Annotated in this window: 25 protein-coding genes; 16 read left to right on the top strand and 9 right to left on the bottom strand. The window is 66.8% G+C overall.

Annotated elements, in window-relative coordinates:
* Window positions 1-12: 12 nt before the first annotated feature.
* Entirely contained in the window at window positions 13-1,686 is a 1,674-nt protein-coding gene (locus Q9R30_RS06055; protein WP_311217054.1) for an ATP-binding protein, read from the bottom strand.
* A gap of 217 nt (window positions 1,687-1,903) precedes the next feature.
* Between Q9R30_RS06055 and Q9R30_RS06050 the strand changes: the two genes are divergently transcribed.
* The 4 genes from Q9R30_RS06050 to Q9R30_RS06035 all read left to right on the top strand — a co-directional run bounded on the left by Q9R30_RS06050 (window position 1,904) and on the right by Q9R30_RS06035 (window position 5,698).
* Window positions 1,904-2,668: a class I SAM-dependent methyltransferase gene (locus tag Q9R30_RS06050; protein ID WP_311217098.1), complete on the top strand. Its 765-nt coding sequence runs from the start codon at window positions 1,904-1,906 to the stop codon at window positions 2,666-2,668.
* A gap of 575 nt (window positions 2,669-3,243) precedes the next feature.
* On the top strand, window positions 3,244-3,663 hold the full coding sequence (locus Q9R30_RS06045) for a hypothetical protein (protein WP_104996407.1): 420 nt from the start codon (window positions 3,244-3,246) through the stop codon (window positions 3,661-3,663).
* A 20-nt stretch (window positions 3,664-3,683) separates the two neighbouring features.
* Entirely contained in the window at window positions 3,684-4,493 is an 810-nt protein-coding gene (locus Q9R30_RS06040) for an SDR family oxidoreductase (protein ID WP_311217053.1), read from the top strand.
* Between the two features lie 80 nt (window positions 4,494-4,573).
* Entirely contained in the window at window positions 4,574-5,698 is a 1,125-nt protein-coding gene (locus tag Q9R30_RS06035) for a glycerate kinase (protein ID WP_311217052.1), read from the top strand.
* Window positions 5,699-5,791: 93 nt separating this feature from the next.
* Here Q9R30_RS06035 and Q9R30_RS06030 read toward each other — a convergent pair whose 3' ends face one another.
* Window positions 5,792-6,457 carry a DUF6766 family protein gene (locus tag Q9R30_RS06030; RefSeq protein WP_311217051.1) on the bottom strand — a complete coding sequence of 222 codons (666 nt, stop codon included), beginning with the start codon at window positions 6,455-6,457 and terminating at the stop codon, window positions 5,792-5,794.
* A 2-nt stretch (window positions 6,458-6,459) separates the two neighbouring features.
* Complete coding sequence (locus Q9R30_RS06025) at window positions 6,460-6,981, bottom strand: DUF6328 family protein (protein WP_104996410.1); 522 nt, start codon at window positions 6,979-6,981, stop codon at window positions 6,460-6,462.
* A 210-nt stretch (window positions 6,982-7,191) separates the two neighbouring features.
* Here Q9R30_RS06025 and Q9R30_RS06020 point away from each other — a divergent pair, with 210 nt between their 5' ends.
* The 5 genes from Q9R30_RS06020 to Q9R30_RS06000 all read left to right on the top strand — a co-directional run bounded on the left by Q9R30_RS06020 (window position 7,192) and on the right by Q9R30_RS06000 (window position 11,073).
* Window positions 7,192-8,091: an SDR family oxidoreductase gene (locus Q9R30_RS06020; protein WP_311217050.1), complete on the top strand. Its 900-nt coding sequence runs from the start codon at window positions 7,192-7,194 to the stop codon at window positions 8,089-8,091.
* An 80-nt stretch (window positions 8,092-8,171) separates the two neighbouring features.
* Window positions 8,172-8,510: a hypothetical protein gene (locus Q9R30_RS06015; protein WP_311217049.1), complete on the top strand. Its 339-nt coding sequence runs from the start codon at window positions 8,172-8,174 to the stop codon at window positions 8,508-8,510.
* 198 nt (window positions 8,511-8,708) lie between these two features.
* Window positions 8,709-9,200 carry a glycosyltransferase family A protein gene (locus Q9R30_RS06010; RefSeq protein ID WP_311217048.1) on the top strand — a complete coding sequence of 164 codons (492 nt, stop codon included), beginning with the start codon at window positions 8,709-8,711 and terminating at the stop codon, window positions 9,198-9,200.
* A gap of 92 nt (window positions 9,201-9,292) precedes the next feature.
* The gene (locus tag Q9R30_RS06005) at window positions 9,293-10,195 is read left to right on the top strand and encodes a GAF and ANTAR domain-containing protein (RefSeq protein WP_104996414.1); all 903 of its coding nucleotides are present in this window, start codon (window positions 9,293-9,295) and stop codon (window positions 10,193-10,195) included.
* Window positions 10,192-11,073 carry an SGNH/GDSL hydrolase family protein gene (locus Q9R30_RS06000; RefSeq protein ID WP_311217047.1) on the top strand — a complete coding sequence of 294 codons (882 nt, stop codon included), beginning with the start codon at window positions 10,192-10,194 and terminating at the stop codon, window positions 11,071-11,073. Before Q9R30_RS06005 ends, Q9R30_RS06000 begins: the two co-directional genes overlap by 4 nt.
* A gap of 7 nt (window positions 11,074-11,080) precedes the next feature.
* Here the strand turns inward: Q9R30_RS06000 and Q9R30_RS05995 are convergent, their stop codons facing one another.
* A complete protein-coding gene (locus Q9R30_RS05995; protein ID WP_311217046.1) occupies window positions 11,081-12,433 on the bottom strand; it encodes a solute carrier family 23 protein in 1,353 nt (450 codons plus the stop codon).
* 206 nt (window positions 12,434-12,639) lie between these two features.
* On the opposite strand from Q9R30_RS05995, the gene Q9R30_RS05990 reads away from it, so the two are divergent.
* Together Q9R30_RS05990 and Q9R30_RS05985 are read left to right on the top strand one after the other, a co-directional pair.
* Window positions 12,640-13,245, top strand: coding sequence for a malonic semialdehyde reductase (locus Q9R30_RS05990; RefSeq protein ID WP_104996417.1), 606 nt, complete (start codon window positions 12,640-12,642; stop codon window positions 13,243-13,245).
* Window positions 13,246-13,455: 210 nt separating this feature from the next.
* Window positions 13,456-13,968, top strand: coding sequence for a 2'-5' RNA ligase family protein (locus tag Q9R30_RS05985; protein ID WP_199775382.1), 513 nt, complete (start codon window positions 13,456-13,458; stop codon window positions 13,966-13,968).
* Here Q9R30_RS05985 and pgm read toward each other — a convergent pair.
* Complete coding sequence (pgm, locus tag Q9R30_RS05980; RefSeq protein ID WP_311217045.1) at window positions 13,958-15,631, bottom strand: phosphoglucomutase (alpha-D-glucose-1,6-bisphosphate-dependent); 1,674 nt, start codon at window positions 15,629-15,631, stop codon at window positions 13,958-13,960. The two genes, Q9R30_RS05985 and pgm, sit on opposite strands and share 11 nt — an antisense overlap.
* A 243-nt stretch (window positions 15,632-15,874) precedes the next feature.
* Here pgm and Q9R30_RS05975 point away from each other — a divergent pair, with 243 nt between their 5' ends.
* Together Q9R30_RS05975 and Q9R30_RS05970 are read left to right on the top strand one after the other, a co-directional pair.
* A complete protein-coding gene (locus tag Q9R30_RS05975; RefSeq protein ID WP_311217044.1) occupies window positions 15,875-16,783 on the top strand; it encodes an NERD domain-containing protein in 909 nt (302 codons plus the stop codon).
* Between the two features lie 52 nt (window positions 16,784-16,835).
* Window positions 16,836-17,384 carry a DUF4190 domain-containing protein gene (locus Q9R30_RS05970; protein ID WP_311217043.1) on the top strand — a complete coding sequence of 183 codons (549 nt, stop codon included), beginning with the start codon at window positions 16,836-16,838 and terminating at the stop codon, window positions 17,382-17,384.
* 108 nt (window positions 17,385-17,492) lie between these two features.
* Here the strand turns inward: Q9R30_RS05970 and Q9R30_RS05965 are convergent, their stop codons facing one another.
* The 3 genes from Q9R30_RS05965 to Q9R30_RS05955 form a co-directional block, all read right to left on the bottom strand.
* Window positions 17,493-17,690 (bottom strand): BBE domain-containing protein, encoded by a 198-nt coding sequence (locus Q9R30_RS05965; protein WP_311217097.1) that lies wholly within the window; start codon window positions 17,688-17,690, stop codon window positions 17,493-17,495.
* A 484-nt stretch (window positions 17,691-18,174) separates the two neighbouring features.
* On the bottom strand, window positions 18,175-18,921 hold the full coding sequence (locus tag Q9R30_RS05960) for an FAD-dependent oxidoreductase (RefSeq protein ID WP_311217042.1): 747 nt from the start codon (window positions 18,919-18,921) through the stop codon (window positions 18,175-18,177).
* Between the two features lie 172 nt (window positions 18,922-19,093).
* A complete protein-coding gene (locus Q9R30_RS05955) occupies window positions 19,094-19,792 on the bottom strand; it encodes a FadR/GntR family transcriptional regulator (protein ID WP_104996423.1) in 699 nt (232 codons plus the stop codon).
* Between the two features lie 133 nt (window positions 19,793-19,925).
* On the opposite strand from Q9R30_RS05955, the gene Q9R30_RS05950 reads away from it, so the two are divergent.
* From Q9R30_RS05950 to Q9R30_RS05940, 3 genes are read left to right on the top strand one after another with little or no spacing between them, the layout of a single operon-like run.
* Window positions 19,926-21,290: an SLC13 family permease gene (locus Q9R30_RS05950; protein ID WP_311217041.1), complete on the top strand. Its 1,365-nt coding sequence runs from the start codon at window positions 19,926-19,928 to the stop codon at window positions 21,288-21,290.
* A gap of 54 nt (window positions 21,291-21,344) precedes the next feature.
* Complete coding sequence (locus tag Q9R30_RS05945) at window positions 21,345-22,556, top strand: CoA transferase (RefSeq protein WP_311217040.1); 1,212 nt, start codon at window positions 21,345-21,347, stop codon at window positions 22,554-22,556.
* A 1-nt stretch (window position 22,557) separates the two neighbouring features.
* The gene (locus tag Q9R30_RS05940) at window positions 22,558-24,066 is read left to right on the top strand and encodes a carboxyl transferase domain-containing protein (protein WP_311217039.1); all 1,509 of its coding nucleotides are present in this window, start codon (window positions 22,558-22,560) and stop codon (window positions 24,064-24,066) included.
* Between the two features lie 16 nt (window positions 24,067-24,082).
* Here Q9R30_RS05940 and Q9R30_RS05935 read toward each other — a convergent pair whose 3' ends face one another.
* Entirely contained in the window at window positions 24,083-24,523 is a 441-nt protein-coding gene (locus Q9R30_RS05935) for a lipopolysaccharide assembly protein LapA domain-containing protein (protein ID WP_311217038.1), read from the bottom strand.
* Between the last annotated feature and the right edge of the window lie 235 nt (window positions 24,524-24,758).

The following is a 24,758-nucleotide window of genomic DNA, read 5'->3' as shown; positions in this document are numbered from 1 at the left end:
CCTGCATCCCGCTCAGTTTTCCTGGCTGCGTTCAGCGTCAAGGGGGAGGCTGACCGTGACCGTGGTGCCTGCGCCCAGGATCGAGGAAACGTCGATCCTGCCGCCGTGGCGGGACACGATGTCCTTGGTGATGGCCAGCCCCAGTCCCGTCCCGGGGATGGCCCCGGACATGGCATTTGATGCCCGGTAGAAGCGGGTGAAGACGTGGTCTATCTCGTCGCTCGAAATGCCGATGCCGGTGTCCGCAACACTGACGGTGGCCCACCGGGTACCGTCAGCTGCGGCATGCGACTCGCTCCCCACCTGGATGCGCCCTCCGCTGGGGGTGAACTTGATGGCGTTGGAGACCAGGTTGGTGAACACCTGCTGCAGCTGCACTTCGTCGGCAAGGATCTCCGGGTCCTCCGGAACCTGCTCCACGGCGATGGTGACGTTTTGCAGCGTAGCCAGTGGCCGAAGCGCCGCTGCCACGAGATCCAGGGTCTGTCCCAGCCGCACTGGGGTGAGGTGCATCAGGCTGTCATCAAGGCCGTTGCGGGAGACGCTCAGCATGTCCTCAATCAGGGTCCTCAGCCGCTCCGTGTTCCGGACCACGATGTCCAGCATCTGGTGGACTTCGGGCGAGACAGGCTGCTCGGTGCTCTCCTGGATCATGTCCAGGTACGCCATGATGGAGGTCAGTGGCGTCCGCAGCTCATGGTTGACGGTGGCAAGGAAGTCTGTTTTGGCCTTGTCCAGCTGCTGCAGTTGCTTCACCACCTGCTGCTGGCTGCTGATCAGGTGGCTCTGGATCAATCCGTGCGCCGCGTTGCCCGCCACGTGTTGGATGAGCCCTAGCTCGGTCCCGGACCAGGTCCGCGGCTGGTCGATCATCGCAATCCAAATAATGCCCAGCGAAGAGCTTCCCTCGCCCATGGGCACTGCCAAGGAGGAGACGGCGTCGCCGATGCCCGGCGAAACGGCCTCGCCGGCCGCCGGTTCCTCCGTCCCGGGTGAAGACGAGGTCTCGGCGCCGGCCCACAGCAGGTCCGCTGCCCGGCGGGCGTCCTCCTCGTCCGGCAGGGCCTGCTCGCGGAGCGGCGCCAGCCCGGGCCTGCTCCAGGCGGCGTTGATGCGGGGAACCCGGCTGTCCTCGAAAGTAGTCAGCCAGACGTGGTCGGCCCTGAATGTCCGGCCAAACCCGGCCACCACGTGGTGCGCGATCTCCTCCGGGTCGTTCGTGGCCCGGACAGCGGCAGAGACCTGCCGAAGCTGTTCGCGCAGCGCCTCGGTTTCCTGGCGGGCGGCATTGCGGCGGGCCACCATGTCGATCAGGGCAGTGGCGCGGTAGGCCAGTTCCCGGGGGGCGGGTGGCTTGGCGATGCAGTCGTGGATGCCGGACGGCTTCATGGCCGCGAGCTCTGCCGGATCGTCGAGGTCCACCACCACAAGGACTGGCGCGTCTGCCTTGATGGCGGACAGCGACGTATCAACCACGACGACGGAAGGGCGGCTCTCCTCCAGGGAAGCGGCAAGTTCGTCAGCATCCCCTGCGCACAGGACCGAGTAGCCGGCATCCCGCAACGCCTTGGCATATGAAGCGAGGCGCGCGTCGTCGGGGTCTGCCACGACGGCGGTGCGCGGCGCGCGCAAGTCACTCGGCGTGTCAGCCGCCACAGTGTCCCCTTCCCTCCCAGTTGAGTACATTGTATGGTCACGCCGGGCGGGCGGCTCCATGGGAAAGAAAAGGAGCACTTTTACCACCATCGCGGGCCACGAAAAATAGCCGGCAAGGGGTCATGCAGCCCCCACTCGGGCGGCAGATCGCGCTGCGGGTTGTCCGGCCCCCTATATTTGATCCGTGCCCTCCCCCTCGAAGTCCTTCCCGGCAAAGTCACTGCGGTCCACCCTGCAGAAGTATTTGATGGTCCCTAAGCTCATCTGGCTGTCCCGCTCGGCCCCCAAGGACCGGCCGCTGGCATGGGACACGTACTGGGCCGGCATCAGGGGCGCCGGAGCCGGAGGCGAAGTTCTCTGGGATTCCGGGACTGACAATGAATTCCTCGGCTACAAGGACGTGCTGCTCCGCCACCTGCACCCGGACCTGCCCGTGGTGGACGTGGGCTGCGGCCACGGCAGGTTCACCCGCGCGTTGGCCGGAGTCTTCCCCGAGGTCATCGGCGTGGACGTTTCGGGGCAGGCCATAGCCCACGCCGGCGCCCAGGGATCCACGCCTGCCGGCACCGTACGCTATGCGGCCCGGGACATGACTGAGCCCGGCGCGGGCACGGGATTGGCCGGCAGCACGGACGCAAACGTCTTCATCCGGGGAGTGCTCCACGTGCTGGATCAGGCAGATCAGGCGGCGCTGGTGGAAAACCTGCGGCTCCTGACCGGAAGCCGGGGCACCGTGTTCCTCGCCGAAACGAACTTCCAGGGCACTCCTGTTGAGTACGTTTCCCACCTCGGTGCAACCCTCCGGGGCATCCCGGCCCCTCTCGAGCGTGCCATCCGCGGGCTGCCGATGCCCGGCCATTTCGGTCCCGAAGAGCGCTCGCGGGTACTTCCGCCGGAGAAGTGGGAGCTCCTCGAAGACGGGGAAGTGGACATCGAAACACATCCAATGACGGGCGTCGGCGGGAAAAGCCGGGTCCCGGGGTACTTCGCCGTGCTGCGCCCGAGGCAATAGCCAGGGCTCAGCCGCTCCCGCCCGGAGGATGTCCGCCCGTCCGGGACGGCTTGCGTCCGAAGATGCATGACGCCGCCGCCAAGCCCTTGACACGCAGGCTGATCGGGATGCTGAATGGTAAGTACGCTTAGAAAGGCCGGGGCCCGGAGACCTAAATCCCTTCAGTATTCGCAGGAGGCCACCTCAACGCAGGACGAACGGAGCGCGGGGGCCGCAGCCCGGCCACCCTGCACCGCGAAGTGATCCGGCAGTGGGCCGAAGAGCGCGAAGGCGTTCCGGCAACGGAGAAGGCGCCGGTGACGGTGGCCACCCGGGGAGTACTTCGGATTGACCTCGACGGTGAACAGAGGCTCCGCCACACCAGCCGGGAGGAAGCGTTTGCGACCTTCCGCTCCCGGGGCTCAACGTCATCTACCAGGAACAGCGCAGCGACGGCCAGCAGTCACACTTTTCCGGCTGGAGAATCCGGCCCCGAAAATGCCTGAGCAGCGTAGCGTTACACCGCCAGCCCGGCACCGGCCCTTGATACCGGCGCTGCTTCGCCGACGGCGGACGCAAAACATACAGGAAAGACCATGCGCGAACTCATTCCCTCCGGTTCCCTCCGCGGGATGCTTCTGCCCCCCACCTATGGGCAGCATGTCACCCGCTCCACGGAGTTCACCGTCCTGTCCGTCGAAATCTGGTCCGCGGGATTGGTGGTCAACATCCAACTGGCCTCCGACGGCGCTCCGGAGCCACGCATCATCCTCCAGGACCACTTCGGCACGAAGTACTCGTTCCGGGATTCCGCCACCCTGGGGTCGCGAAACCTCCAGGTGTTCACCCCAACGGTGCCCGCCGGAACCAGGAGCCTGACCATCAGGTCCGCCGACGATCCGGACGGCCGTCCGGTGGTGACCTTTGCGGTCCCCCTGATGGCCGTGCCGGAAGAACCTGAAACTTTACAGGACGGCGAATATCCCTCGGCGCCGGAACTCCGCCGCCCGGCTTGACCCAACGAAAGGCTGCCACCATGCAGGACACCGCAGGATTTGCCCCAAGCACCGCCATCGTTACCGGCTCGGACTCCGGCATTGGCAAGGCCACCGCCGTCGCCCTTGCCAGGGCGGGCATGGACGTGGGTGTCACCTGGCACTCAGACGAAGCCGGCGCCGAGGACACTGCAGAGGAAGTGCGCCGGCTGGGGCGCAGGGCGGTGGTGCGCCGGCTGGACACAACTGAGCTTCGCGATGCCGGGGCTGTCATCGACGAACTGGCGGACGAGCTGGGCGGTGTGGACGTCTTCGTCAATAATGCCGGGACCGGCGACGGCACCAAATTCCTGGACCTTGACGTCGGCACGTGGCTGCGAACACTGGACACCAACCTCAACGGGGCTTTTGTTTGCCTGCAGGCCGCCGCCCGCCGAATGGTGCAGGCCGGCAAGGGCGGACGCCTGATTGCCGTCACCAGCGTGCATGAATTCCAGCCGCGGGTAGGTTCGTCCGCCTATGACGCGTCCAAGCACGGCCTGGGCGGCCTGATGAAGACGCTGGCGCTCGAGCTTGCCGAACACGGCATCACGGCCAACAGCGTGGCGCCTGGCGAGATCGCCACTCCCATGACAGGGCAGGAAAACGAGGACCCCACCGCCAAGGACCGGCCCGGCGTGCCCCTGGGCAGGCCCGGTGACGCCCGGGAAATTGCCGCCGTCATCGCCTTCCTCGCATCTGCCGGGTCCAGCTACGTCAACGGGGCATCGTGGGCGGTCGACGGCGGAATGCTGCAGATGGGGCCGCAGGCCGGCTCGCACATCACCAGCCACGAGTGGCGCGAGGGCTAGGCCGGAGTGCTGGCCGGGCTGCGGTCCGTATTTCGGGCCTGGCAAGCCCTTTCCTGTTGCCTGCTGGCATGATGGAACGCATGCGCATTCTTATTGCTCCGGATAAGTTCAAGGGTTCCCTGACCGCGGCCGAGGCGGCGGCTGCCATCGCCGAAGGTGCTTTGCGGGTCTACCCGGAGGCCGTCGCCACGCAGTTCCCCATTGCCGACGGGGGCGAGGGAACCTTGGAGGCGGCGGTGGCGGCGGGCTATGAAGAGCGCCTCAACGCCGTCGTGGGCCCCATCCTTGCGCCAATCGGCGCCGCGTGGGCCATCAGCAAGGCCGACGACGGCAGGGTCACCGCCGTCATTGAAACGGCCAAGGCCTCCGGCCTTGCGGAGATGGATCCCACCCCGGCCAATGCCCTCCGGGCTCACAGCTACGGGTGCGGGCAGCTCATCGCGGCAGCCCTGGATGCCGGTGCCAACGAGATCGTGCTGGGCCTCGGCGGCTCGGCCATGACCGATGGCGGCAGCGGGGCATTGCGTGCCCTGGGCCTGAAGCCGCTGGACTCCGCAGGGAACGTGGTGCCCCTGGGCGGCGGTTCACTCGCGGACGTCGCCGCGCTGGACACGAGCGGGCTGGACCCCCGGCTTGCCGCCACAACCTTCCGCATCGCCGTCGACGTGCGCAACCCCCTTTATGGCCCCGAAGGGGCCGCGCACGTCTTCTCACCGCAGAAAGGCGCGGACGCGGACACCGCGGAACTCCTCGACGCCGGCCTCCGCAACTGGGCCTCCGTCCTGCGCGAAGCCACGGGCCGGGACGTTAACGTCCCCGGGGCGGGCGCCGCCGGCGGCTTCCCGGCGTCGTTCCTTGCCTTCACCGACGCCGCGCTCGAAGGCGGCTTCTCGCTGGTTGCCGGGCTCACCGGGCTGGCCGGACAGCTACGTGAGGCGGACCTGGTCATCACCGGCGAAGGATCCATGGACTCGCAGTCCCTGACCGGAAAAGCACCCATTGCGCTCGCGGATGCAGCCCGGGAGCGCGGGATTCCCGTGATCATAGTGGCCGGCAGGATCCTGGTCACGCCTGAAGAACTCGCCGAACACGGTGTGGTGGCTGCCGCGCAGCTGCTGGACGTGGCGCCCAGCCCGCAGGACGCGATCGGAAACGCCGCCAAGTACCTGGCCTGGGCAACCAGCCAGGTACTCGAAGGCGCCTAAGGGCGAAACGATGGTGTTGTGCGGTGCCGGCGCAACCAGCAGGGGCGGTTCCCATGATGGTTCGCCGGCGGGTTCCTTTCGGTGCTGCCTGGCTTAGGTGCCGGTCTCGTAATGCGGCTCGGCAACGGGTTTAGACTCGGGTGATCCCTTTTCCCGCAGGTAGACGGATGCGCCCACCAGGACGGCGACGGCCAGAAACTCGCTCTGCCAGTTCTGGAAGGACTCAAACCAAAAACGGCTGGTGCCTACGTATTGAAGCACGCTGATGCCGGCCTCCCCATGGCTTTGCTGTTCCTCGTTGTAGGCCGCGGTGCCGCCCAGGGCGTGCGCGGTGAACGAGGCCAGGAACAGCAGGAACAGGAGGATGGACAGCGAGTGCTCATAAATCTTGAGGACTGCGCCGCCGCGCTTCACCGGCCAGGGGGTGGCCTTCTTGATGGCCGCCTGGCGCGGGTCCTCATCCTGGGGCGAATCCTTGCCCACGGGCTTGGATTCGGAAGAGCCCTTCTGGAACAGGAAAACAGTCAGGACCACGTACATGGCCATTTGCAGGAACTCCGATTCCCAGTTCTCAAAGGTGGCCTCGACGAATTCGCCCGTAGCCAGGAATTCGAATACTGAGACTGCGGCTTCCCCGTGCGCCTGCTGCTCCTGGCTGTAGTTCGCCGCCCCAGTCAGGATCATGCCGCTGAAGAAGACGAGGAAGAGGCCGGCATTCGCCAGCAACAGCCCGTGTTCCCTCATCCATTTGGTGCTCATTGTCAGCCTTCCTTCAAGCCATGAGGCGCCGTGTCTTCGGTGGCGCGCCTGTTCAGGTGGATGGGGATGTAGACCAGCAGGACCACCATTACTGCCATCAACGCCCCGCCGGCTGTAAGGCCGGCCGAGCGGCCGGCGGCCACATCGAAGACCAGCGCAGCCGTACCTGCGCTCAGGAGCGCGATTCCGGCAAGGGTGATCTTGGCGATCGAATCCCCGCTGGACACGAGCGTCTCCTTGAGCCGCTTCCGGAACAGCCGGCGGTGCACGCTCACCGGCAGGAGAATGAGTGCTGTGGTCAGCGCCGCGATCACCACGTTGCCCAGGTAAAGGGTGACCTGGAAATCGTCGAGATCCGCAAACCGCTGCTGGAAGGGGAGTGTCAGCAGGAAGGCGGCAAGGATCTGCACGCCCATCTGCAACACCCGCAACTCCTGCAGCAGTTCTGCCCAGTTGCGGTCCAGTTGTTCCTCGCGGGTCTCGTTCCGGCCCGATGGGCCTGTGTAATCCTCCACCCCGGACATTGCCTCTCCTTCCCCTGCTAGCCTCCTTGTTCTCTTTCTACTCTTCCCGTATCCAGAAACAAGGCCGGCGTTGCACCCGTCCCGGCATTTGGTAAGTTTACTGATTATATTCGCACCGAACGGTGGACTTTGCTCCTCCGGCCGGGATAGCTTCGAAGGACCGGTGCATAGCGGGGCTCTTCGAAAACCGACACAGTAAGCAGGCGGACTATGAGCGACACAGGCAAGCAGACAGACCAGCCAAAGGATCCCCGCGGCGGCTACCACTCAGGCCCGTTCCCGGAGCAGGAACAGAAGCAGCCCGGCCTCACGGCGCCGATGGAACCCAAGCCTGACCACGGCGAACTGAGCTACGAGGGACACGGGAAGCTCCAGGGCAAGGCGGCCCTCATCACGGGCGGTGATTCCGGAATCGGCAAGGCCGCGGCCATCGCCTTTGCCCGTGAAGGCGCTGATGTGGCCATCTCCTACCTGCCCGAAGAGGAGGAAGACGCGCAGGACACCGCGGACTGGATCCGCAAAGCCGGGCAGCAAGTCCTCCTGTTTGCCGGAGACGGCCGGGAAGAGGAATTCAGTACGCGCATTGCAGAGGAGACCGTGTCCGGGTTCGGGCGGCTGGACGTGGTGGTGCTCAATGCGGCCTACCAGAAGAACCGCGAGAGCCTGGAATCCCTGCCCACCGAGGAGTTCGACCGCGTCTTCAAGACCAACCTGTACTCGCTCCTCTGGACCGCGCGGGCAGCCGTACCGCACCTCAAGCCGGGGGCGTCCATCATCACCACGGCATCGATCCAGGCCTTCAACCCGTCGCCGGGCCTCATTGACTACGCCATGACCAAGGCCGCGCAGGTGGCGTTCACCAAGGCGCTCGCGCAGGAACTTGGTCCCAAGGGCATCCGCGTTAACGCCGTGGCTCCCGGCCCCATCTGGACCCCCTTGATCCCGGCAACGGAGTGGCCGGAGAAGCTCCCGAAATTCGGCCAGGACACCCCGTTGGAGCGGGCCGGCCAACCGGCCGAGCTTGCCGCGGCGTATGTACTGCTGGCCTCCGAGGACGGCTCCTACATTTCGGGGGCAGTCCTGCCGGTAACCGGGGGCAAGGGGCTCTAGGCTAGGGCCCCACAGCCTAGGTGAACCAGTCAGCCAGCTTCATCAGACCACTTCATCCGAACAGACAACAGGAGGAAACCATGACGCAGGAAAACCAGCACGCGCAGCCCGAAACGGACCCGGGCGGCTACGGCACGCCCACGGCCGAGCAGGAAATGGGCGGGGCCGAGGCCGCTTCAGGCGACGCCGAAACCAACGAGCCCCAGGCGGATGCCGGCGGGGATCCGGTACCCCACGACATGGACCTTCCCTCCAGCGCCGCTGAGATCGACGAGTCCAACGATGACTCCCAGGGGTCCGCTCCGGTCTCGTCCGAACCGGGGCAGGAAGCTGCCGGAATTCCGGACGGCAGCGGCAATGACCTGCCCCGGGAAAAGTCGCCGAAAGACGACGACGGCGAGGAGTTCAGCGCCGGATAGCACGTTCCGAGGCCGTCCGCGGCGGCTGCCCGGAGCCTTGGGAAAGTTCGTTTGAATGGAGGCCTCCGCCCCGTGGTTCCCCGGGAACCGCAGGGCGGAGGCCTCCCGCGTGCCGGGCATAGATCCGCATGATGTGGGTACAGGACAGAGCGGACCCCAATCGCCAATTCATGCCGGGTGCAGGCCAGGAGGTGGGCTGTGAGCAGGAGATCATCAGAACAGTGGGCACGGCGCGTTGACGGGCAGGCTGGCGTGGAAGTGGACGTCCTGCTGCCCACATGCAACCGTCCGGCGGAACTTGCCGTAACCCTTGCGGGCCTTGCCGCGCAGGCCGAGCCCGCGTTCGCCGTCGTCATCAGTGACCAATCAACCGGCAGCCCGGTCTGGGAGCATCCTGCCGCTGCAGCCATGGTGCGCGTACTCCAGGCTCAGGGCCGGTCCCTCACCCTCCTCCGCCACCTGCCGTGCCGTGGCCTGGCGGAACACCGCCAGTTCCTGCTGGATCACTCCACTGCCGAAAAGTGCCTCTTCCTTGACGACGACGTGTGGCTGGAACCCGGAGCGTTGGAGCGGTTTGGAGGTGCCGGCATCCTGCCCTCCGGGGCTGTCCATCTGGAGTCGCCCACCACGGTGACCGAGAGGCAGGTGGAGGCGTACGACGTCGTGCTGGGGGAGGAGCAGGCAGGCTGACTACGCATGCACCCCCTTTCAACCGGGCGGGGGAGTATTCTTAGAAGACAGGTTTTGCAGTAGGCCGGAGCGCTTCAACCAAGGCGTGGATCATGGCCGCTGAACCCACAGGACAGCTCGGCTGGGGACCCTTTCCAGTACCCCCGGAACAGGTATTTGACAGTAAGGACGTCGAAACCTACCTCTGGGACGTCACCCGTGACTTCATGGCGGACATCAAGGGTGAACAGCGCGGCATCAGCTGGGCAGCAACCCTTTTCCGCCTGGGCCAGGCCCGCACCGTCGCCGCAGGAACGGAAAAGGCGCGCGAGGCTGACCTGGAACAGTGCTCATTCGCCGACGGTCCGGTCATGGAGGCCATCCGCAGCGGGGAGTTCGTGCTGTTGTCCGATGTCAGCCGGGACCGGCGCTGGCCAGGGTACTCGAATGCGGCCGCCGGCCACGGGGTGCAGTCGCTCCTCGCCATGCCCATCGCGTCCGAGGGCGCAACAAGCGCCGCCATCAACCTGTACGCGGCCTTTCCCCACACGTTCACAAGTGACGACCTCCTCCGCAGCAGGAACTACGCCCGGCAGGTGGCGCGGGCGCTGCGCGTAGTGGTGCGGGTGGCCGAGCGCGCCGAGGCGACGGCGGGGATCGCCGTCGTGCAAAGTTCCCTGGTCCTGGTGGACCTGGCGGTGCGCAGCCTCATGGATGAGTACGGGCTAAGCCGCGAGGGGGCCCTTCGATTCCTGCAGACACAGGCCCTGCACCATGAACTTGACCTGCGCGATGCCGCCCTTAGCGTTGTTGCACCCGGCTCCGCCCGGGAGAGCCCCAGGGCCGGGGATTCCGGCAGGGAGCCCACGGGGCTGAGGCAGGGAACGCCCGACGGCGTAGCGGACTTCCGCCTGCTGCCTCCTGCCGAGCTGGACCAGCAGGCGGAAGCACCCCATGGCCGGCAGGCCGGACGGGGTGAGGACACACCTCATCCCGCGGAAGGGAGGACGGCATGACCGCGCAGAAGCACGAGGAGCCGGCGTCGGGAGCCGTACAGCATCCCTGGCACCGCTTTGTGGCGCTCGGCGACTCGTTCACCGAGGGGGTGGGGGATCCCGAGCCGGAGAACCAGGGCGGGCTGCGGGGCTGGGCCGACCGCGTGGCCGAGGAACTCAGCGTTGGCCAGCCGGGTTTTGCCTACGCCAACCTCGCGATCCGGGGCCAGCGGCTGCGGGAGATCCTGGAGCAGCAGGTGGGCCCGGCATTGGCCGCGAAACCTGACCTGGTGACGCTCTCCGCAGGTGGAAACGACATTGTGTTCCGCCGCAGCGACCCGGACAAGCTGGCCGAGAAGATCGACGCCGGGGTGGAGCAACTCGCCCGCTCCGGGGCCACCGTGGTCCTTTTCGCCGGTCCCGATTGGGGCGCCACCCCGGTCTTCGGCCAGATACGCGGCAAGGTGGCCATCTTCAACGAGAACCTGCACATAGTGGCCGCCCGGCACAACGCCGTCATGGTGGACCTGTGGTGCCTGCGCGACCTCACGAAACCAGGCATGTGGGATCCTGACCGCCTGCATTTCTCTCCGCTGGGCCACCACACCATAGCCATAGGGGTGCTGGAGGCCCTGGCCGTTCCCCACAGCCTTGAACCGTTGCGGCCCAAGGCGCTCCCGCCCCGCAGCTGGAAGGAAGCCCGGGCCGAGGACCTGGCCTGGGCACGTGAATACCTTGTTCCCTGGGCGATCCGCCAGGTCAGGCACCCAGCGGCGGTCCCGTTGGCTCCCAAACGGCCCCAGCCAGGACCGGTGTTCGGGCACGGGCGTTTCCCTGCCGGCCATCCGGCAGGCCTGCCCGCCGAGCTCCTGTCCCTGAAGGCCGGGCCCCTTCCGTGAAGAAGGCCTAGCGCTTCTTGGGCGTCCGCTTGGCGGCGGCGTTGACGGCTGCCTTCACGGCGGGCGGCAGGCCGGCCTGTTCCGTCTCGGGCTCGGCCACCGTACCCCTGGCCTTCGCTATGGCCTTCATGCCGTGGTAGATCACCAGGGCTGCTGCCGAGCCCAGGGCGATGCCCGTGAACTTGAGGTCACCGATGGTCCAGGTGTAATCCGCGATGCCGATGATCAGGGCCACGGCGGCGGTGGTCAGGTTGACCGGGTTGGAGAAATTGACCTTGTTCTGGACCCAGATCTTCACACCCAGGATGCCGATCATCCCGTAGAGCATGGTGGCCGCTCCGCCCAGGACGCCCGGCGGGACGGTGGCAATCAGTTCGCCGAATTTCGGCGAGAAGCTCAGCAGGATGGCGAAGATGCCTGCAACCCAGTAGGCCGCCGTCGAATACACCTTGGTGGCGGCCATGACGCCGATGTTCTCGGCGTAGGTGGTGGTGCCGGAGCCGCCGCCGAAGCCTGCCAGGACGGTGGCGGCGCCGTCGGCCATCAGCGCGCGGCCGGACACGTCGTCGAGGTCCTGCCCCGTCATGGCGGCCACCGACTTCACGTGGCCGATGTTCTCCGCCACGAGCACCAGCACCACCGGCACGAAGAGGCCCAGGACGCCCACATGGAACTCAGGGGTCTGGAACTGCGGGAGGCCGATCCACGCTGCGGCGTCCATCTTGTCGTAGCTCACCTCGCCGCGCAGCATGGCCACGAGGTAGCCCACTACTACGCCTACCAGGATGCTCAGGCGGCCGAGGATTCCGCGGAACAGGACGCTGACCAGGATGATGGTGGCCAGCGTGACGACGGCGGTGACGGGCGCGGCGTCAAAGTTGTTCTTCGCAGCGGGGGCAAGGTTGAGGCCGATCAGCGCCACGATTGCGCCCGTGACGATGGGCGGCATCAGCCGGTTGATCCAGCCTGCGCCGAACTTCTGCACAATGGCGCCCACCAGGGCCAGGGCGGCCCCGGCCAGCACCACGCCGCCCAGAGCCCCGGGGACGCCGAACTGCTGCTGGGACGCCATGATGGGCGCGATGAAGGCGAAGCTTGAGCCCAGGTAGCTGGGAACCCGGCCCTTGGTGATCACCAGGAAAAGCAGCGTGCCGATGCCGGAGAAAAACAGGGTGGTGGCAGGCGGCATGCCTGTGATGATGGGCACCAGGAACGTGGCGCCGAACATGGCCACCACATGCTGCATGCCTACGCCGACGGTGAGCGGCCAGGCCAGCCGCTCATCCGGGGCCACCACGTGGCCGGGCTTAATCGACTTTCCGGTGCCGTGCAGCTTCCATTTGATTCCGAGCATGCTCATGGGCGGAGGCCTTTCGGGGGCTTTCGGAGGGTGCCGCGGAGGGCGGAGATTAACTGGGACAAGGATACCGCCAGCGTCGCCTTGCGGCCTGCTGTGGTGGACGTCACCTGCCGTCACGGGAAGAGGGAGGGGCTGGTTGAAGTTGCAAGTATGGAAGGCAACAAGGCCGCCCCGGTAAGCGGGGAGGCGCAGCGAAAGGTAAGCCCATGACCATTGCCCACGAAGAAGCGGTTATCGATTCGGCCGCTGTCGACGCCATTTTCGCCCAGGCCCGCACCGCCAACTCCTTCACCGGAGAGGTGACCGAGGAGCAGGCGCAGGCAATCTACGAGCTGACCAAGTTCGGCCCCACCGCTTTCAACTCCCAGCCGCTGCGCGTGACCTACGTCCGTTCTGATGAGGCCCGCGCCAAGCTGGTGGAGGCCCTTATGCCGGGCAACCGCGCCAAGACGGCTTCCGCCCCGCTGGTGGCAATCCTCAGCTACGACACCGACTGGGCGGGGCAATGGGACGCCTTCCTCCCCGGCTACAACGCCCCCAAGGCCATGTATGACGCCAACCCGGAACTCGCCGCCGCCACGGGCAACAACAACGCCCACCTGCAGGCCGGCTACTTCATCCTGGCTGTCCGCTCCCTCGGGTTCGCCGCCGGACCCATGACGGGCGCCGACTTTGGCGCGATCGACGCAGCGTTCTTCCCGGCCGGGGACCAGAAGAGCTTCCTGGTGGTCAACATCGGCCAGCCTGCCGAGGACGCGTGGGGCGAAGCCAAGCCCAAGTTCGCCTACGAGGACGTCGTCCGCACCGTCTAACCCCCAACCCCCAACCCCCGGGACGCTCTCTCACTTAATGCACCTTTTTGGCTAACGCTCTCTCACCCCTGAGAGAGCGTTGGCGGTTAAGCCGCGTTAAGTGAGAGAGCGTTAGCGGTTAAGCCGCGTTAAGTGAGAGAGCGTTGGCGGTTAAGCCGCGTTAAGTGAGAGAGCGTCGGCAGGGGGTGGTGGCAGACTGGGGCTATGCCGATGCGGAACCTCGTCCTGGTGGCCTTCGTCGAGCCGGTGGCGGACGGGCTGGTCTTCCCCCGCAGCGAATGGCCGCTGCACATTACCCTGGTGAGGTTCGACGCCGGAGGCCCGGACAGTGCTGACGTAGCCGAGCGCGTCGCCGGCCTTGCAGAAGGCCCGGCGATGGACGCCCTGGGCGCCGGACTGACCGTGGGTGAGGATGCAGGCTTCGGCCGGAACGGCTCCGTGCCCGTGAACCTCATCAAACCCCAGCCGGAGCTGCAATTCCTGCACGAGCAGCTGGTGGCTGCAGCGGGCCGCCTGGGGGGCACAATCCTGACGCCGGCCCACACGATGGCAGGCTACCGGCCCCATGTCTCGCACCACGGCGGCAAGCGGCTGAACCCGGGCGACGCCGTAGTGCTCAACCGTATTGCACTGGTGGACATGGCGCCGGACGGTGACCGCACCGTCCGGCGCATCCTGCGCCTGTGGACCCTGCCGGAAACGGACGAGCCGCCTAGGAGATAACGCTGTCCACCAAGGCCTTGGCTTCCGCCTGGACCTGCTTGAGGTGTTCCTCGCCCTTGAAGGACTCGGCGTAGATCTTGTAGACGTCCTCGGTGCCCGAGGGGCGGGCGGCAAACCAGGCGTTCTCCGTGACCACCTTCAGCCCGCCAATGGGCGCGCCATTGCCGGGGGCCTCGGTCAGCTTGGCCAGGATGGGTTCCCCGGCCAGGGACGTGGCGGTCACGTCCGACGACGACAGCTTGCCGAGTGCCGACTTCTGCTCCCGCGTGGCTGCTGCGTCAATGCGGGCGTAGACGGGCGCGCCGAACTGGTCCGTCAGGCCCTTGTACAGCTGGGAGGGCGACTTGCCCGTGACGGCGGTGATCTCCGAGGCGAGCAGGGCCAGCAGGATGCCGTCCTTGTCCGTGGTCCAGACGCTGCCGTCCTTCTTGTTGAAGGAGGCGCCGGCGGATTCCTCGCCGCCGAACGCGCCTTCGCCGGACAGGAGGCCGGGCACGAACCACTTGAAGCCCACCGGAACCTCAACGAGCTTCCGGCCCAGGCTTTCTGCCACGCGGTCGATGATGGAGGACGAGACAAGGGTCTTGCCGACCACCGATGCCGGGTTCCAGCCGCTGCGGTTCCGGTACAGGTAGTCGATGGCGACGGCGAGGTAGTGGTTCGGGTTCATCAGCCCGCCCACTCCATCGACAAAAGGAGTGACGATGCCGTGCCGGTCCGCGTCCGCATCGTTGCCGGTGGCGACGTCGTAGGCTGCCGTCCCGTCCGCACCGGCAGCCATCCGCTTGATCAGCGACGCCATCGCGGACGGCGAGGAGCAGTCCATCCGGATCTTTTCGTCCCAGTCCAGGGTCATGAACGCCCACTGCGGGTCCACCGTGGGGTTTACGACGGTGAGGTTCAGCTGGTGGCGCTCGCCGATCTCGCCCCAGTAGTCAACGGAGGCCCCGCCCATGGGGTCAGCGCCGATCTTGACTCCGGCCTCGCGGATGGCATCCAGGTTGAGCACGGACGGGAGGTCGTCAACGTAGCTGCTGAGGAAGTCGAACTTGCCGGTGGTGTCAGCGGCCAGGGCATCGGCGACCGGAATCCGCTTCACCCCGCGCAGGTCGTTCTCGAGCAGCTCGTTGGCACGGTTGGCAATCCATCCGGTGGCGTCGGAGTCCGCGGGGCCGCCGTGCGGAGGGTTGTACTTGAAGCCGCCGTCTGCGGGCGGATTGTGGCTGGGCGTCACCACGATGCCGTCAGCCTGCGGGGCGCCGGCGCCCGCGTTCCGGTTGTAGGTGAGGATCGCGTGGCTCAGTGCCGGGGTGGGGGTGTAGCCGTGCCGGGCGTCCACGAGGACCTGGACGCCGTTGGCTGCCAGCACCTCAAGCGCAGAGTTCTGTGCAGGTTCACTCAGGGCGTGCGTGTCCTTGGCCAGGAACAGGGGGCCGGTGATGCCCTGCCCGGCCCGGTATTCCACGATCGCCTGGGTGATGGCAACAATGTGCTTCTCGTTGAAGGACGCCTTGAGGCTGGATCCCCGGTGCCCGGACGTGCCGAACACAACGCGCTGGCCCGGATCAGCCAGATCCGGGGTGATGTCGTAATACGCGTCGAGGAGCGCAGTGATGTCAACAAGGTCCTGGGGTTGGGCAAGTGTGCCCGCGCGGCTAGCCATGGCACCAGCATGCCAGACAGGAGCTGTAGTCAAAACGACCCGGCCGGAATGCGGGCCGTGTGTCCGGCCTGTGACGAAATGACGTCATCAAACGAGTAGTCAAACTGAGTACTGCCCCGAAAAGTACTTATATACCGCCGCCTGCGCGCCCTGTTACCTTCGAAAAATCCGGCAAAACGTACGTAAGCAAGGCACGACGGCGGGCGGCCGCCGTCGTCCTTCCAGCAGGGAAGCAGGGACGCCATGGGGGCAGGAGACGGGGCAGCCGAGCAGTCCAGGCTGGCCGCGGAAAGGGTGGCCAGGCTCAAGCGCCGGCTCGACGAAGCCGAGCGCTCCACGAAGCCATGGGACGCAGGCGCCGAGGGCGCGACGGCAGTGGCCGAGAAGCTGGGCGAGCTGGTGCCGCGGGGCTGGTATCTGCTGAATGACGTCCACTGGCCCGGCCGCCCGAAGGCAAGCCTGGACCATGTCCTGGTGGGGCCCGGCGGCGTGGTTGTGGTGAATTCCAAGAACTGGACAGGGGAGGTCCGTGTTGCCTCGGGAGTGCTGTGGCAGGGGCGCTACGCCCGGACCCAGGCGGTGGAGGGGGCCCTGGCCCAGTGCGCAGCCGTGACGTCCGTGGTTGCGCCGATGCACCGGAGGCTGGTGCGTCCGTTGATCTGCATGGCTGCCCAGCCGGACCTCCTTGGCGTGACGAATTCGGATGTTGCAGTGGCCGGTACCGGACGCATCGTGGGTGCAATAGAAGCCCTGCCCCCGGTCCTGGACCAGCAGGCCGTGGCGGGTCTGTACAAGCATCTCGGCCAGGAGCTGACCCACGAACAGGAACCCGGCATCACGGCGCTGCGGAGCGTGCGGCCCGGACCCCCGGTCCCGCCCGGCGGAACCGCAGAAAGCGTCCCGGCAGGTCCTGCAGGCGTTGTCCGAAGGATGGACTCCCCATCCGGTCCGGTGGTCTCCGGGGACCCCTCCTTGACCGCGCCCGCGGGGCTTAGCCCGGTCCGGAGGCACAACCGGGTTCGGCGCAATTCGGCTCGGTACGGTGCCGGCTCGGCGGCGCGCCAGCATGGTGCCGCGGGCGCAGGACGGCTTGCCCTTCTTGCCGCTTTTGTGATTTTTGCGGTGTACGTTCTGCCCTACTGGGGACAATAGATGCCCCGACCCGCCGGGGGTAGGCTGGAACAAAATCCAAGGGGGAAGAACCATGTCCGACCAGCCCAGCCAGCGTCCCGAATCCGGGCAGGCCGAGTCCCCCGCGCCGCCGGGCTTTGAGCCGCCCCGTTTCGCCGCGCCCTCAGGCAGCGGCACAACGTCGCAGCCGCAGTATGGGCAGGGCGGCTACGGGCAGGGCGGTTCCGGGCAGAACGCCTTCGGCGAGCCGGGCCAGTACCGCACTCCGTACGGTCAGCCAGCCGGCCCCTATGGCCAGCAGCCGGGCCCCTACGGTCAGCCAGCCGGCCCTTATGGCCAGCCGGCGTACTACGGCATGCAGGCAGAGCCGAAAACACTGAGCATTGCCAGCATGGTGTGTGGCATCGCGTCGGTCATCATGGGCTGGATCCTGCTGCCGCAGGTCGCCGCGATCATCACCGGACACATGGCGCTGAAGCGGGAACCGGCGGGCAGGGGCATGTCCATCGCCGGCCTGGTCCTGGGCTACCTGTGTTTGCTGGGCTACGGCGCGCTCTGGCTTCTGGCCATCATCGGGCTCACCATAGCCAGCACCACCAGCGGTTCGGGCTACACGTACTGAACCCACGTCCTGGACAGGCTAACCCGCCTCAGCCAGCCGCTGAGACGGTCCGGCGCTCCGGCGCCCGGACCGCCGTCGTGCGTTTAAGTTGTGTGTTAAGCCCTGCGTTCAGCCTCGCGGAGCCTGTGTCGGCGGGATGTTGTGGTTAAGGCGGAAGATGTTGTGGGGGTCGTACCGGTCCTTGAGGGCAACGAGGCGCTGGAACTTCTCCGGGCCGTACGCCGCCCGGGCAGCGTCCGGCTCCTTCAGCCCGATTTCCGCGCCCAGGAAATTGACGTACTCCCCGTGCTCGGCGAAGGGCTGCATGAGCCCGTAGGCTTTGCGGGCGAATGCGGTCAGCCGCTCGTCCTCGGAAGGATCGCGCCAGAACCCATAGACATTCAGCCAATACCGGGCAGACCGGTTCGGGAACGCCGTTGCATGGTCAGGTACCCGTCCGAACGCCCCTTCCATGTGGTGGACATCAATGCCGGTGCCTTCCCACGCAAGCTCGGAGGCGAAACCAAGCAGGACATCCACCGACTCCTCATCGAGGCGGGAAAAGGAGACGTTCTTCCAGTAACCGCGCGAGCCTTTGGGAAAGACGCTGTCCATGGCGCTTTGCCAGTCCAGCCAGGAGGTGGGGCCAACTTCCTCTTCGTCGGGCGGAGCGCCGGCCCGGAGCCGGTCGACAAGGGTGAGCCCGGCCTCGTGGTCCTCCGCGACCCACGCAAACCCGATGATCATCCACGGGTCACTGCCCATTCCGAATTCCGCAGGGAAGATCAGGAACGAGACGATCGGGTTCATTTCATCGGGCAGGCCACGGGTCCAATCGGCAAAGGCAAGCAGGGCCGCGCGCCAGTGTTCCCGCCGGTAGAACAGGTTCCCGCCCAGCGGGGCCGGCGGCAGCGCGCGGGCATGGAAGGTAAAGGACGTCACCACGCCAAAGTTTCCGCCGCCGCCGCAGGCCCCAGAACAGCTCCGGGTTCTCGTGGGCGGCGGCGTGCAGGTGTTCTCCGGTGGCGGTGACGATGTCCACGCATTCCAGGTTGTCCAGGCTCAGGCCGCTTGACCGCGTCAGCCAGCCCACGCCCCCGCCGAGCGTTAGTCCTGCCACGCCTGTTCCGCTAATCACTCCCAGCGGGACGGCAAGATTGTGGACGGCAGTTTCGCGGTCGACGTCGGCAAGGGTGGCTCCGGGTTCAACGGTCACCAGCTTGCTGCCGGCGTAGACCTGGACGCGCTTGAGCTGGCCCAGATCCAGGACCAGTCCGCCGTCAACAGTGCCGTGCCCCGCAACATTGTGGCCGCCGCCGCGGACGGCCAACGCCAACCCCGTGCGCCGCACGGCGTCCAGAACGGCGTCAATATCCGGCAGGGCCCCGGCCCGGACGACGGCTCGTGGCCGGAGATCGACCATGCCGTTCCATACCCGCCGGGCTTCCTCGTACAGGGGGTCACGGGGCTCGATCAAGGATCCGGACAGCTTTCCGCGCAACTCGTGCAGTGCCTGCTGTATCGCCAGTTCCCTAGTGTTCTCATGGACTGTGGACATCGTTGGTGCTCTTCCGCTTAAGGGACTATGCCCTTGGGGATAAGGAAGATATGGAAGGCGTCAGGCGCCTGTGATGAGGAACTGCCGGCGAATTTACGCCGAAAGCGGCATGCGATGTCCAGAGTTTAAAACCGCCGCCTGGCGGGGTCAATACGCGCCCGTTACCCTCGCGTCAGCGGAGCAACTCCACGTCCGAGACCAGCTCGATGTGGGCAAGCATGGCTTCGGCGGCTCCTTCGGCGTCCTGCGCGCTGACGGCATCGGCGATCTTGCGGTGGGAGGCGAGGGACTGCTCCGGCCGGCCCGGCTGGCCGAGGGATTCCATCCTGGTCTCCAGAATCATTTCGGCGATGAAGGCCATGAGCTGCGCCAGCACCGGGGAATGCGCTGCCGCCGTAATGGCCTCATGAAAGAGCTCATCGCCGCGGGTTCCGCGGTCGCCGTCGCTGATCTCCTTCGCCATGACCTCAAGGGCCTCGTCGATGGCAGCCAGGTCTTCATCTGTACGCCTGGCAGCGGCGAGGGCGGCAAGCTTCACTTCTAGGGTGCTGCGCGCCTCCACGATCTCCGGCAGCCTGCTGCGGTGCTCACGCAAGCCCTTGATCACCGAGGCAATGCTCGGCCGGCGGGCCAGGACGGCTCCGGTCCCGTGCTGCACGTCAATGACCCCGAGCACCTCGAGGGCCACGAGGGCCTGGGCGAGCGTGGCGCGGGAAACGCCAAGGCGCTCGGCAAGGTCACGTTCCGCGGGCAGCAGGTCCCCGGGCTTCAGTTGGGCAGATTCGATGTACGTCAGGATCTGCTCCACCAGCTGTTCATAAAGCCGGGGGCGTGTAACTCGCTCCAGTCCCAGCCGTGATGCCTTCTCCACAAAGCCCTCGCTACGTCGTCGGTTCCTCCAGAATACAGGGCCCGGCTATTGACAGATAGACTCACTGTCTAAGAGGCTAGTCCAGTGAGCCAGTAACTCACATCACACTTTTCATTCCAACGGAGGACCAACGATGTCCGCTCCTGTTCTGTCCATCATCATTCTTGCGGCGATGTTCCTGCTCGCCACCGTCCTGCCCCTGAACATGGGCGCCCTTGCGTTCGTGGGCGCCTTCCTGCTGGGTACCGTTGTGCTGGGAATGTCCACCAGCGACATCCTGGCCAACTTCCCCGGCGGCCTGTTCCTGACCATCGTCGGCGTCACGTACCTCTTCGCCATCGCCCAGAACAACGGCACCATCGACCTCCTGGTGCGGGGCGCCGTGCGGCTGGTGGGTAACCGCGTAGCCCTGATTCCCTGGGTCATGTTCGCCATCACCGCCGTCATCACGGCCGTCGGCGCGCTGTCTCCGGCCGCCGTCGCAATCATCGCCCCGATCGCCCTCAGCTTCGCCGGGAAGTACAAGATCAATCCCCTGCTGATGGGCATGATGGTGATCCACGGAGCGCAGGCAGGCGGGTTCTCCCCCATCGCCGTGTATGGCGTCACGGTGAACGGCATCCTCGCCAAAACCGACCTGGACTTCAGCCCCACCGCTTTGTTCCTGTCCAGCCTCCTTTTCAACCTGGTCATCGCACTGGTGCTCTTTGTGGTCCTTGGCGGCCGCGCATTGCTGTCCTCCAAGGTGGGCCACTTCGTGGAGCAGGCTGCCGAAGCGCGGATGGCGGTCAGCGTCGGGGCCAAGGCCGGCGACGTCCCCTTCAAGGGCTTCGGCTCGGGCATGTACGGCCCCCGGGATCCGGCAGGCGACGGCGTGGCAGCCACCAAGGAGCGCTCAGAGCGCGTCCCGCAGCTGGTGACCATCGCCGGCCTCATCGCCCTGGCCGTCATCGCCCTCGGCTTCAAGATGGACGTCGGATTTGTCTCCATCACCATTGCCATCGTGGTGGCACTCGTCTCGCCCGCTGCCCAGAAGGGCGCCATCAACAAGATCAGCTGGTCCACCGTGCTGCTGATCTGCGGCATGCTGACCTTCGTCGGAGTGCTGGAGGAAGCCGGAACCATCGAGTTCGTCTCCAACGGCGTGGCCGGCCTGGGCATGCCGCTGCTGGCAGCCCTGCTCATTTGCTTCATCGGTGCCGTGGTCTCCGCCTTCGCTTCGTCCACTGCCATCCTCGCGGCCCTCATCCCGCTCGCGGTGCCGTTCCTGTCCACCGGCGAAATCGGAGCGGTCGGCGTGATCTGCGCCCTGGCGGTTGCCTCCACCATCGTGGACGTCTCACCCTTCTCCACCAACGGTGCGCTGGTCCTGGCCAATGCTCCGGAGAGCGTCGACAAGGACCGGTTCTACAAGCAGATCCTGGGCTACAGCGGCATCGTGATCGTCGCCGGGCCAGTCCTTGCCTGGCTCGCCCTGGTGGTCCCCGGATGGCTCTAGCCACGTAACCGCCGCACCTGCATTCCCGCAGCCATTCAGAGAAGGAACCAGCGCATGAGCAGAACCGACAGTACGCAAGGACCCTTGTCGGGCCACCTCGTGGTGGACCTGAGCCGGGCCCTGGCCGGACCGCATGCCGGCATGATGCTGGCCGACCTGGGCGCCCGCGTCATCAAAGTGGAGAACCCCGGCACCGGGGACGACACCCGCGGATGGGGCCCGCCTTTCGTGGGCCCCGCCGAGGACCCCCAATCCACCTACTTCATGGCCTGCAACCGCAACAAGGAATCCATCAGCCTGGACCTGAAGAGCGGAGATGGCCAGTCGGTGCTGAGGGGGCTACTGGAACGCGCCGACGTGGTGATCGAGAACTTCCGTCCCGGCGTGATGGACAGGTTGGGCTTCTCCACGGTTGCCATGCACGAACTCAACCCGCGCCTGGTGGTCCTCTCCATCACCGGCTTCGGCCATGACGGGCCGGAATCGCGGCGCAGCGGCTATGACCAGATCCTCCAGGGCGAAGCGGGGCTGATGTCCCTGACGGGCTCCGGACCGAACGATCCCCAGCGCGTCGGCGTCCCCATCGCGGACCTCCTCGCCGGCATGAACGGGGCATTCGGAGTGCTCGCTGCGCTGGTTGAGCGGGACGGGACCGGCCGCGGCCAGGTGGTGCGGACTTCGCTGCTGGCATCACTGATCGGGGTGCACGCCTTCCAAGGCACCCGCACCACCGTGGCAGGGGAAGTTCCGCAGGCGCAGGGCAACCACCATCCGTCCATCGCCCCCTACGGCCTCTTTGCCTGCGGGGACGGCATCGTGCAGATCAGCGTCGGCAGCGAAAAACTGTGGTCCTCATTTGCCGCGGCCTTCGGCCTGGATCCGGCGGCGCCCGGCTTTGCCAGCAACGCCGAAAGGGTGCGGAACCGCGCCGGCGTGATTGCCGCCGTCGAACGCGTCTTTGCCGGCTACGGGGCAGTGGAGCTTCTGCAGAAGCTGGACGACGCCGGGATCCCGGCAGGCAAGGTGCGCTCGCTTGACGAGGTGTACGCGTGGGAGCAGGTTGCGTCCCAGGGCCTGCTAGTGGACGTCGACCACCCGCTGCTCGGCAAGGTCAGCCTGCCCGGGCCGCCGCTGAGGTTCTTCGCCGCCGGTGACGCTGCGGAAACCACTGTCACCGAACACGACGCGCCGCCCTTGCTGGACGAGGACGGGCAGGCCATCCGCGAGTGGCTGGGCCTGGGTGCCGTAGCCGCCGGGGCGAAATAGCATGGCGACGACGGAAAAGGTGCGGCACCTACGCGCCGCCGAACTGCTGGACAACGTGGTGGACCAGGGCTCCTTCGTCTCCTGGGATACGCCGGTACAGGAGCCGCCGCTGACCGGGGAGTACTTCCGCGACCTCGCCAAAGCAAGGGAACGGAGCGGCACGGACGAGTCCGTGATCACGGGCGCCGGGCTCATCCGGGGGCGCCGGGTGGCGGTGATCGTCAGTGAGTTTTCCTTCCTGGCGGGATCGATCGGACACGCGGCGGCCCAGCGGATCGTGGCCGCCGTCGAGCGGGCCACGGCTGAGGGGCTGCCGCTGCTGGCCGGCCCTGCGTCCGGGGGCACCCGGATGCAGGAAGGGACGCTGGCCTTCTTGTCCATGGTGAAAATCACCGGGGCTGTGCGGGCGCACCGCCAGGCCGGCCTTCCCTACCTGGTGTACCTGCGGCACCCCACCACCGGCGGCGTCATGGCCTCGTGGGGATCCCTCGGTCACATCAACGTGGCAGAGCCCGGCGCCCTCCTGGGATTCCTCGGCCCCCGGGTTTACGAGGCCCTGCACGGCGAAGCCTTCCCGGAGAACGTGCAGACAGCGGAGAACCTGTTCAGCAAGGGACTGATCGACGGCGTGGTGGAGCCGGCCCACCTCGCCGACCTGGTGGCCAGGGCCTTGGACATTCTGTGCGCGAAGCGGGCCGGCGTTCCTGCGAAGCCCGCAACGATCGGTGTCCGGCCCGCTCCCGTGGACGCGTGGACATCGATCGGCATCTCCCGGCGTCCCCGGCGTCCTGACCTGCGGCAGCTCCTGAAATACGGGGCGGCGGACGCCTTGCCCCTGAACGGAACGGGCCAGGGGGAGAAGGACCCGGGGCTGCTGCTGGCCCTGGCCCGCTTCGGCGGCCAGTCCTGCATCGTCCTGGGCCACGCCCGGCCGCTCCGCAAGGACGCTGCCGGCATGGGGCCCGGATCCCTGCGGGAGGCGCGCCGCGGCATGAAGCTCGCCGAGGAGCTGCGGCTGCCGCTGCTCACGGTCATCGACACGGCGGGTGCGGCCCTCTCGCAGGATGCGGAGGAAGGCGGGCTGGCGGGTGAGATTGCGCGCTCGCTACACGAACTGATTGGCCTGGCCGCTCCGTCGGTCTCCGTGCTGCTTGGCCAGGGCGCCGGGGGAGGGGCGCTGGCGCTGCTGCCGGCGGACCGGACCATTGCGGCGCATCACAGCTGGCTCTCGCCGTTGCCTCCCGAGGGTGCCAGCGCCATCGTGCACCGCACAACTGCGCATGCCCCCGCAATGGCCCAGGCGCAGGGCGTCAACGTCGCATCGCTGTACGCCAAGGGCCTGGTGGACCACATTGTGGATGAGCGGGACGACGCCTCCCTGGAGCCGCGCGAATTCTGCCAGCGCATGGCAAAGGCCATCGAGTATGAGCTGGGCTCACTCGCTGGCCTTCCCACGGCAGGCCTCGTTGCCGCTCGGTCCGCGAAGTACCGGAGCCTGGGCGCGGGGTGACCTGCCCCTTCGCGCGCTACCTGCGCTGTTGGACCCTGGCGCGGTGGGCGTTCCTGCGCAGCTGGAGGATGCGGGCGCCGCCCGCCATTGCAACGAGGACGCCGCCGGTCACGCTGGCGATGAACAGGGCCATGCCCAGGGGGACCATTCCTTCCAGCCCCAAGTAGCGGACCACCACCTGCTCCTGGTTCTGCAGGATGAAGATGATCAGCAGGATCAGGATCACCAGGGCTGCCACCACGGCAGCCCACACCACCCCTGCGCGCGTCACCCGGGGCTGATCCGGGGTCTGTGGTGTCGGGCCGGGAGTAGTTGTCGGACCGGGGGTGGCGGGCGAGTCGCTGGCCGGCCGCACATCCGGCACAGCCGAAGTACGGGTCCGGTCCGCCGGCGTCATACTTTTACTGCTCGGCTCCGGCGGCCCCTCATTCCCCGGCGTGTACTGTCCAGTACTCATTCGCGTCCCCTTCCAAAATGCTAAGCATGCTTACAATGCCACCTTAGCGGGCTGGCTTCGGCACGCACAACGCCAAGGCCGCTAAGTCCCGGCGCCCAGGCTCGCGCTCCGCCGTCGTCAGCTCACCTGAAGCCCGCGCACGGACACGGCGCCTGAAAGCCGCCTCCGGACAGAGCGGAAGGGCCTTCAGCGAAGACCCTTCCGTTGATTTTGCCAACGGACTTTGCGCGCCGGC

Source organism: Arthrobacter sp. AB6 (assembly GCF_031844545.1).
Classification (GTDB): domain Bacteria; phylum Actinomycetota; class Actinomycetes; order Actinomycetales; family Micrococcaceae; genus Arthrobacter.
Note: the sequence above shows the minus strand (reverse complement) of the source record. Positions and strands in the feature narration are given on the sequence as shown.

Coding starts and splice junctions, on each gene's coding strand:
- Q9R30_RS06055 (WP_311217054.1), bottom strand. CDS start 1,686: ATGTACTCAACTGGGAGGGAAGGGGACACTGTGGCGGCTGACACGCCG.
- Q9R30_RS06050 (WP_311217098.1), top strand. CDS start 1,904: ATGGTCCCTAAGCTCATCTGGCTGTCCCGCTCGGCCCCCAAGGACCGG.
- Q9R30_RS06045 (WP_104996407.1), top strand. CDS start 3,244: ATGCGCGAACTCATTCCCTCCGGTTCCCTCCGCGGGATGCTTCTGCCC.
- Q9R30_RS06040 (WP_311217053.1), top strand. CDS start 3,684: ATGCAGGACACCGCAGGATTTGCCCCAAGCACCGCCATCGTTACCGGC.
- Q9R30_RS06035 (WP_311217052.1), top strand. CDS start 4,574: ATGCGCATTCTTATTGCTCCGGATAAGTTCAAGGGTTCCCTGACCGCG.
- Q9R30_RS06030 (WP_311217051.1), bottom strand. CDS start 6,457: ATGAGCACCAAATGGATGAGGGAACACGGGCTGTTGCTGGCGAATGCC.
- Q9R30_RS06025 (WP_104996410.1), bottom strand. CDS start 6,981: ATGTCCGGGGTGGAGGATTACACAGGCCCATCGGGCCGGAACGAGACC.
- Q9R30_RS06020 (WP_311217050.1), top strand. CDS start 7,192: ATGAGCGACACAGGCAAGCAGACAGACCAGCCAAAGGATCCCCGCGGC.
- Q9R30_RS06015 (WP_311217049.1), top strand. CDS start 8,172: ATGACGCAGGAAAACCAGCACGCGCAGCCCGAAACGGACCCGGGCGGC.
- Q9R30_RS06005 (WP_104996414.1), top strand. CDS start 9,293: ATGGCCGCTGAACCCACAGGACAGCTCGGCTGGGGACCCTTTCCAGTA.
- Q9R30_RS06000 (WP_311217047.1), top strand. CDS start 10,192: ATGACCGCGCAGAAGCACGAGGAGCCGGCGTCGGGAGCCGTACAGCAT.
- Q9R30_RS05995 (WP_311217046.1), bottom strand. CDS start 12,433: ATGAGCATGCTCGGAATCAAATGGAAGCTGCACGGCACCGGAAAGTCG.
- Q9R30_RS05990 (WP_104996417.1), top strand. CDS start 12,640: ATGACCATTGCCCACGAAGAAGCGGTTATCGATTCGGCCGCTGTCGAC.
- Q9R30_RS05985 (WP_199775382.1), top strand. CDS start 13,456: ATGCGGAACCTCGTCCTGGTGGCCTTCGTCGAGCCGGTGGCGGACGGG.
- pgm (WP_311217045.1), bottom strand. CDS start 15,631: ATGGCTAGCCGCGCGGGCACACTTGCCCAACCCCAGGACCTTGTTGAC.
- Q9R30_RS05975 (WP_311217044.1), top strand. CDS start 15,875: ATGGGGGCAGGAGACGGGGCAGCCGAGCAGTCCAGGCTGGCCGCGGAA.
- Q9R30_RS05970 (WP_311217043.1), top strand. CDS start 16,836: ATGTCCGACCAGCCCAGCCAGCGTCCCGAATCCGGGCAGGCCGAGTCC.
- Q9R30_RS05965 (WP_311217097.1), bottom strand. CDS start 17,690: ATGCAGCCCTTCGCCGAGCACGGGGAGTACGTCAATTTCCTGGGCGCG.
- Q9R30_RS05960 (WP_311217042.1), bottom strand. CDS start 18,921: ATGTCCACAGTCCATGAGAACACTAGGGAACTGGCGATACAGCAGGCA.
- Q9R30_RS05950 (WP_311217041.1), top strand. CDS start 19,926: ATGTCCGCTCCTGTTCTGTCCATCATCATTCTTGCGGCGATGTTCCTG.
- Q9R30_RS05945 (WP_311217040.1), top strand. CDS start 21,345: ATGAGCAGAACCGACAGTACGCAAGGACCCTTGTCGGGCCACCTCGTG.
- Q9R30_RS05940 (WP_311217039.1), top strand. CDS start 22,558: ATGGCGACGACGGAAAAGGTGCGGCACCTACGCGCCGCCGAACTGCTG.
- Q9R30_RS05935 (WP_311217038.1), bottom strand. CDS start 24,523: ATGAGTACTGGACAGTACACGCCGGGGAATGAGGGGCCGCCGGAGCCG.